This is a genomic window from Armatimonas sp. (assembly GCF_031410135.1).
Classification (GTDB): domain Bacteria; phylum Armatimonadota; class Armatimonadia; order Armatimonadales; family Armatimonadaceae; genus Armatimonas.
Genome location: NZ_JANNYP010000574.1, coordinates 1 through 6,872, shown reverse-complemented (window position 1 = coordinate 6,872; position 6,872 = coordinate 1). Strand labels below are relative to the sequence as shown.

The 6,872-nt window shown below is 59.5% G+C and carries 7 protein-coding genes; 1 reads left to right on the top strand and 6 read right to left on the bottom strand.

Annotation, left to right across the window (positions count from 1 at the left end; translation table 11 throughout):
• Positions 1-278 precede the first annotated feature (278 nt).
• The 3 genes from RMO15_RS21195 to RMO15_RS21185 all read right to left on the bottom strand — a co-directional run bounded on the left by RMO15_RS21195 (position 279) and on the right by RMO15_RS21185 (position 2,523).
• A complete protein-coding gene (locus tag RMO15_RS21195; protein WP_309716749.1) occupies positions 279-782 on the bottom strand; it encodes a hypothetical protein in 504 nt (167 codons plus the stop codon).
• Positions 779-1,819, bottom strand: a complete 1,041-nt coding sequence (locus RMO15_RS21190) for a hypothetical protein (RefSeq protein WP_309716746.1) — start codon at positions 1,817-1,819, stop codon at positions 779-781. Before RMO15_RS21190 ends, RMO15_RS21195 begins: the two co-directional genes overlap by 4 nt.
• A 122-nt stretch (positions 1,820-1,941) precedes the next feature.
• Positions 1,942-2,523 carry a hypothetical protein gene (locus RMO15_RS21185; protein ID WP_309716743.1) on the bottom strand — a complete coding sequence of 194 codons (582 nt, stop codon included), beginning with the start codon at positions 2,521-2,523 and terminating at the stop codon, positions 1,942-1,944.
• An 85-nt stretch (positions 2,524-2,608) separates the two neighbouring features.
• Here RMO15_RS21185 and RMO15_RS21180 point away from each other — a divergent pair, with 85 nt between their 5' ends.
• On the top strand, positions 2,609-5,212 hold the full coding sequence (locus tag RMO15_RS21180; protein WP_309716740.1) for an NB-ARC domain-containing protein: 2,604 nt from the start codon (positions 2,609-2,611) through the stop codon (positions 5,210-5,212).
• Positions 5,213-5,225: 13 nt separating this feature from the next.
• Here RMO15_RS21180 and RMO15_RS21175 read toward each other — a convergent pair whose 3' ends face one another.
• The 3 genes from RMO15_RS21175 to RMO15_RS21165 all read right to left on the bottom strand — a co-directional run.
• Positions 5,226-5,717, bottom strand: coding sequence for a hypothetical protein (locus RMO15_RS21175; protein WP_309716737.1), 492 nt, complete (start codon positions 5,715-5,717; stop codon positions 5,226-5,228).
• Between the two features lie 20 nt (positions 5,718-5,737).
• Positions 5,738-6,238: a hypothetical protein gene (locus RMO15_RS21170; RefSeq protein WP_309716734.1), complete on the bottom strand. Its 501-nt coding sequence runs from the start codon at positions 6,236-6,238 to the stop codon at positions 5,738-5,740.
• A 28-nt stretch (positions 6,239-6,266) separates the two neighbouring features.
• Positions 6,267-6,872, bottom strand: a 606-nt coding sequence (locus tag RMO15_RS21165) for a hypothetical protein (RefSeq protein ID WP_309716732.1), incomplete at its 5' end; no start/stop codon positions are given.

Below are 6,872 nucleotides of genomic sequence, written 5' to 3'. Positions count from 1 at the left end.
CGGGTCAAGTTTTGCGTCATGTGACTGCCTTAAACCTTTTGCAACAACGTATTCTTAAACTGCTGGATTCTTTGCCAGAGGTGTACATTCGCCTGGTGGAGCAATCTGTTTTACCGCCACAAAAAATGAGCGAACCATGAGGGAGTACGCACGTAGACGAAGCATTACCCTCATCCGATAAGCTCGGACAGGCAGTGTGTGCCTTTCAAGAAGCTGGGATTGACTCAGAGCCACCTCTATGAGCTTCTGGCCTTGAAGAAATTATCTGAAGAGACTTCTTAACCTTGCTCTTCAATGATCAGCTCGCAGCCATCGTCGTCGGTGTTGCGGACGCCGCTGGTGGTTCGGCTGACCTGCCGCACGCGTAGCCGTTTTGCTGCGCCTACGGCTGTGGGCTCAACGGTGATCGCGCCGGTGAGGATGCCAAAGCTTCCGATATCGAGCGTGACGGTGGAGCCACTCAGTACCCAGGAGACGCCACCAACACCACGATAGTTAAATGTCCCGCTGTCGCGCAGTACAATCATCTCTGCTGTGCCGCAGGAGAAGCTAATCTTGGTGTTGCTCGTCTTCTTCAGCGATGCGGTACACGGAGTGTCCACTCCGCCGCCGGTGTAGGTGGCGTTCCCCTTGATCGCCACTAGCCGCCATGTCTTTTCCGTGGTTCCAGCCAGAAGATTGCGTGTCACATCGCCCGTTTCTGAGTCACCGCTTCCTCCTCCGCAACCCACAAGAGTCATCAGCGCAAGTGTTGTCGCGCATAAAAAAATCGCCTGTTTCATCGTAGTACCTTTGCTTCCTCGTAGTCACCGGGATTGATGCCGTTCAATTCGTTGAGCGTTGTGCCGCCCTTTAGCCCGATGTAGCTGTTGTCGTTTTTATTGATATAGTAGCGCTCGTATTTATTCTCCACCTGGAAGGTGCGCCCACTCGGCCCGGCCACGGTGTTCTCCTCATTGATGTAGTTGAGGAAGCCTCGGTGGTTGTTATCGCTGGCAGCATCTCGGGCTTTGTAGGCTGCCATAGACGCGTCCCCGGCGGCATGGATCGCGTCCATCCGTGCCTGGTGGCGCACGGCCATTCCGTTCAGGTTCGCCATGTTGTTCTGGTGATTGACCCGAAGCTGCTCCGTGTTTCGGGCGATCTGCGCCATGATGTACTCATGCTGGCGCTGCCGGTCTGCTGCCGCCTGCTTTTCTTTTTCTTTCCAGGCAGGGGCTGTTTTCTGGGACTCCATAATATGAAAGAGCGCGGTCTTGAGATTCTGTGGTTCGTCGTTGCTGACGATGCCCGCCACCGATGCCATCCAGATGGTGCCAACGCTAAATGTCGTGCTGTAGATCGCACCATGCCGGGTTTTATCACCATCACGGAAGGTGAAATCAACACGCGCCGAGTCGAGGCGGGACAGGAATACTCCTTGTTTCTCGGCCATCGCTCGGTTTTTCTCCACCAGCTCGGGTTCCTGAGTAACGCCAATAATCTGAAAGCCGGGAACTTTAGCGAAGCGGCTCTTGAGATACGTGGGCAGAAAGCGCTCGGCGGGGGTGTAGGTCTGGCCCTTCACATTCGGATCGTTGTGCTGATGAGGCAGCATGGCCTGCGGTTCGATAAACGTGGGCAGCTTGGGGTCGCCAAAGAACAGAGCCGCCGCACCATCCGGGCTCTCGCTAGTGGCGATGGGCACCGTGATGATGCCTTTGCGCTTCATGTAAGCGTCGTTCTTCCAGCCCTTGGGTAGCTCGATGGTAAACGATTCTTCTACCGGGTCGGTCTTTGTCTCCCACTCCATCTCCGTCGCTCCTCTCGAATCGCTCACTGTCGTTATTTCCGTAGCTGCGGGGGGTACCTCGTCTTCGCCGCCATCGTCACAACCTACCATTAGCCCGCCGAGGGCGAGCAGACCGACCAGGGACCACGCGGCTCGCCCGCGGCGGGGATTCACAGGACTTCCTCCAGCACAAACTCGTTGCCCGGTTGTTGGGGGTCCAGACTGCTGCTGCCTTCCTGGGTCTTTGAAATTGTCACGAAGCGCAGACGCCGCTTGCCACCCACCGCACTCTCTTCAAGGAGCGTGAACTTCGTCTCGACGCGCTCTCCGCCGGTTCCAACGACGATGGTGAGCGTATTGCTGGCCAGGCCCCACGATCCGCCGAACGCATCCGCCGCGCCGCCGTCAGTACCTTCGCGCAGAGTGGAATCAGAGCGAAACTCAACGTAGTCTTTCGAGCTGCAGCTTGCCTCGGACGCGCCGTCCTTGCTATCGATGGTCACCGGGCAGGGCTGATCCCCCCCGGTGCCTTTGAAGAAACTGTTCGGGCGTAGCGAGAGTACGTACCATTTTCTTGTCGTCAGTGTCACGCTATTGCCGGTTCCGGTCAGGATCGTCCGAAAAGTGCTGCCCCCTGGCGTTGGGGAAGGGCTCGGAGTCGGGTTGGTGTCGGGCGTCCCTCCGCCGCTACAGCCTATGAGTGCCGTTATTGTCATCGCAAACAGTGCTACCAGAATCGTTTTTCGTCGCATTATCTTTCAACCTCCTGAGTTACCCAGAAGCTTACAGAGCGACCGTGAGGCCAGCGTGAGGTACTTCTGTGTTACACTGTTTTTTGTGAGCTGGCGGATTACTTTTCTTGGTAGCGTGAGCGCGACTCGTGAGGGCAAGGCCCTCACTCGCTTTGAGAGCTCACGGGCGATTGCACTGCTTGCCCGGCTTGCGCTTTTCCCACGGCGAACCCACCCGCGCGAGGAGCTTATCGAGCTACTCTGGCCCGAGGTCGAGCGGGAAGTGGCCCAGGTTCGGCTCCGTCACACGCTCCGTACTCTCCGTCAGCCTCTGGAACTGGGCCTGCCAGCAGGCAGTGTGCTTATCGCGGATCGGCTCTCGGTTCGCATCAATCCCGATGCCATTACCACCGATGTGGCCCAGTTCGAGCAAGCGCTGAAGCACAAAGACCTCGCCACGGCCCGCACGCTCTACACCGGCGAGCTACTCCCCGGCCTCTACGACGACTGGATTATCGAAGAACGCTACCGCCTCGAAGCCCTCGCGGAAATACTCCTACCCTCCGTGCTCTCTACACCCTCTTCCGGCGAGGTACGAGCGGATCGGGAAGAGGGTCGGCGAGGAACGAGCCGGGGAGATGGCCCGAAGGGGCGGGGAGATGGCCTCTCGTTTCCGCCCTACCTCACGGCCTTCTTCGGGCGCGAGGCCGAACGCGAGGCGATTACCGAGCAGCTCACCCGCTCCCGGCTGGTCACGCTCACGGGCTTGGGCGGCACGGGTAAGACGCGCCTTTCCGTGGAGATTCTACGGAGCACCGGGTCAACGTTTGCTATTTCTGCCTTCGTGGGCTTGGGGGAGTGCATTGTTGCGGGACAGATTCCGGGGCGGATTCGTGATGTGCTGGGGCTACCCGCCGTCAGTGCCGACCCGCTGGAGCAAGTTGCCTGGGCGCTGACCGATGCTCCCGCGCTGCTGATTCTGGATAACTTTGAGCAGCTCGTGGACTCGGGCGGTGCGGAGCTGGTGGAGGTCTTGCTGGCACGACTTCCTCAGCTCACGCTTCTGGTGACTTCGCGGCGGGCGCTCGGCATTGCAGGCGAGCGTCTCTTTCCACTGGAGTCGCTCTCTACGGAGGCAAGTCAGGCACTCTTTCTGGATCGGGTTCAAGCGACGCGCCCTGGTTTTCATCTGACCGAGGGCAACCGTGCGGATGTGCTTGCCGTCTGTCAGGGGCTGGAGGGAATCCCGCTGGCGCTGGAGCTGGCCGCCGCCCGGATTCGTGCCTTCTCGGTTTCGGAGATGCGTCAGGAGCTACAGACGCGCTTTGAGTGGCTGGCTCGCACGGGGCTTCGGGGCGACAAGGACGACCGGCACCGCTCGCTTGCCGCTGCGCTGGACTGGAGCTGGCGGCTTCTTCCGGGCTCCCAGCAGCGCTTTCTGGCAAATCTTGCTCTCTTTCGTGCCCCGTTTAGCGCCGCCGATGCCGCCGCTGTGACGGGCTACCCAGACGCGCGGGAGCGCCTGGAAGCGCTTGTTACCGACTCGCTGGTGCAGAGCGCGTCGGACAAAGTGTCGGGCCAGACACGCTACTCTATGCTCGAAACAGTGCGTGAGTTCGCGGTGTCTCGCCTGAGCGATGGCTCCGAGGCGCGGGTGCTCTTTCGCAAGCACTACTTGACCCGCTCGCACCGTGACCAGAACACCGTAACTGCCTGGAGATATGCTCTCGAAGACGACGATGGGGAGAGTGCACATGCTTTTGTTCCTCACCTTGCCTTCAATGTCACCGGCCTGTTAGGTACTCAGGCGCGTGACATGCTGGAGCGAACCCTGGCGCTTCCGTGTACCGACCCACGCCTCCGAATGCTCGCGGCGCACCGCCTCGCCGAGACTTTCCTACGAGCCAACGAGCGCACCAAGGCGCTCTCGCTGATGGATGAGATAGCGGCGGCGCTGGAAGATGCGGGTGCCCCCGATGCACTTCTGGCGGAAACCTTGAGCTGTCAGGCACATATTGGCCTGTTTGATGCGCCAAAAGAGAAGACGTTTGCGCTCATCGAGCGCTGTCTCTGCCTCACGACCGACTCCTTCATCCGTGCTGAGACACTTGGCATGAAGGGGGGGCTGCTCTGCCAGACGCCCGACTTTGAGGATGCGGAAGCGATTTTTGATGAGGCGCAGCAGCTCTACGCCCTCGACGATTCCGGGCAACGTCATCTGTATATCCACCGTGGACTCCTTGAGAGACGACGGAAAAACTACGAGGAAGCGCTACGGCTCTACCAAACCGCCACGGAGCTTGCGCAACGAGCAGAGGATCCGATGACGTATAAGTTCGCTCAGAGCAACGCCGTTGAGATTCTGGGGTTCTTGGGCCGCTGGGACGAAGCGATACAAGCAGGCCTTGCCTGTCTCGACATGGAAGAGATATTGGGAGATCGTCACAATCTGATCCTCGTGCTCTGGAATCTCGCTCTGCCGTTTCTTGAGCTCGGCGAGCCAGAGCGTGCGGCAAGGCTCATTGCGGCGGCGTCCGCAACCTGGATGCGGGAAGTACGTCCTCTCACCGACGAAGATGCGGACGAGATTGAAGACATCCGCGCAAAACTTGCCATACGGCTCGACGAAGCTACGCTCACGAAGCTCTGGGCTGAGGGCGAGGCACTCACGCTCAAAGAAGCCCTCGCCCTCGCCCGTACAACACCGTAGAGACCGTAGAGGCTTAGGTTGATAGATCGTTGATGACAATCTCCACGCCGTCTTCGTCGGTGTTGCGTACGCCCTTCACCACACGGCTGAGCTGCCGTAGACGGAGGCGCTTGGGCTGACCGGCAACCTCGGGCTCGGGAGTGACGCTGACAGTGACTATCCCGAACGTGCTCCCGAGATCAAGTGTTATCGTGGAGCCGCTGAGCGACCAAGTAGCGCTCACGCCGAGATACGTCGCCGTCCCGTTGTCGCGTATCACGATGTCGTCTTTCGAGCCGCAGCGAACGAAGAGGCTCGGATTTTTGATTTGTTTGAGCGTGACTGGGCACGTCGCGTCCGCACTTCCGCCCTCGTAGTTTGCGTTGCCGCGAATCGTTGACATCCTCCAGTCACTCGTGAGCTGCTCGCGTGTGATATCCGGCTCGTCGCTCCCGCCTCCGCCTCCGCAGCCGGTCAGGGCGATCAGTGCAAGCGCCGCCGCGCTCAGAAAAAGTACTTGTTTCATGTTGTTTTGCTTTCTTGTTTTTAGGGATTGACGATGACGTAGGCGCTCTCCGCCTCTGCTGTGTCCGTTACGCCGCCAGCGACGCGATTGATCCGGCGCAGAACGAGCCTTCCGCTGTTGAGAACCTCGACTCGGTCGGTGATCGTGCTGCCGTCGAAGGCAAGCGTGAGGGTAGAGCCTTTCAGACTCCAGATTCCGGCTCCCGGAGTGGCCCCGACGCTGTAGGTCACCCGCCGATCTTGATGGAATGTAATTGTGTCGGTCGCGCCGCATGCCCAGGCCGCACCGCCTGCTGTCCGGCTATAGCTATTCGGGCATGCTGTGTAGGTATTCCGATCGTCGTCCCCGCCGCTGAAGTTCCGATTTGCATCTATCAGCGAGACCTTCCATATTTTGGAAGAGCCACCCGTAAGAAGCTCGCTCGTCGGAGCCGCGCTCCCGCCTCCGCCACCACAACCGGCCAATGAAACCAGCACGAACGCTACTAGAGAGAGGCCCAATAAATGTCGTCTAACTTTCATTTTCATTTTCCTTTTTGGATTTGTGAGGTTATTTCCAGTTGATTTCGCCCAGTGTCGCAGGCGCACCAAGATTGGGGAACAACTGCGTGTTGTCCGAGCCGTCGGTCTTGATCGAGTAGAAGCCGCCGTTCATCGCGTAGACGATTCGTTTGCCGTCGGGAGACCAGGACGGGCTCGCCGGATTGGACGCGGTCGGGCTGGACGCTAGCATCCTGGCTTCGCTGCCGTCAGCGGAGGCGATATAGAGATCCTTGCGCGTTCCCGAGCTGCGGTGTTGCTGGAAAACTATCTGTTTCCCATCGGGCGAGAAACGCGGCCCGGACTGCCAGTTGACCGCCTCGATCTTCTGGGGATTGCCGCCGTCGAGATCCATCGTCCAGATCTTAAACGAGCCGCCGGACACCCCCGTGAAGGCGATCTTGCCGCCATTGGGCGAGACGTCCGGCTCGAAGCCAGGAAGCTCCGGCTGGATGTTGGGCTTGATCTCCTCGCTGGAGCCGTCGAGTCCCACGCGGAGTATAGCGGAGCGTCGCGTGCTTCCCCCGCTGCCGGAGCTAATCGTCCGATAGGAACTGATAACCAGCCCGTTGCCGCTCGGTGCCCAGCGAGGCCCTCCGGGAATATCCAGATCGGT